At 50.0% G+C, this 244-nt stretch carries 1 pseudogene; it reads right to left on the bottom strand.

From position 1 onward, the window contains the following. Positions 1-244: pseudogene (locus NLF92_RS13605) on the bottom strand (putative pyridoxal-dependent aspartate 1-decarboxylase); the annotation flags it as partial.

Here is a 244-nt window from a genome sequence, read left to right as displayed (position 1 = left end):
CCTGACGCTCCAACGGCGTGAATGCTTTTGATGTCTCAATCTTAACCAGGTTCTGATTTAAACCAACAAGCAGCTTCGACAGCGACAAATGAAAATACGGCAGCGCCGAGGTCATATGCCCGATGAAGGTAGGTGAATAGGTATTAACAGAGTGAGCAACCAGCTTTTCCAGCAGGTTTTCCGCATGCGTCGACACGAACTCTGGCGATTCAGGCATTGCGGCATCGGCAAAGTCCTGCTCAAC

Origin of the sequence: Opacimonas viscosa (assembly GCF_024199005.1) — a bacterium.
Classification (GTDB): Bacteria; Pseudomonadota; Gammaproteobacteria; order Enterobacterales; family Alteromonadaceae; genus Opacimonas; species Opacimonas viscosa.
Note: the sequence above shows the minus strand (reverse complement) of the source record. Positions and strands in the feature narration are given on the sequence as shown.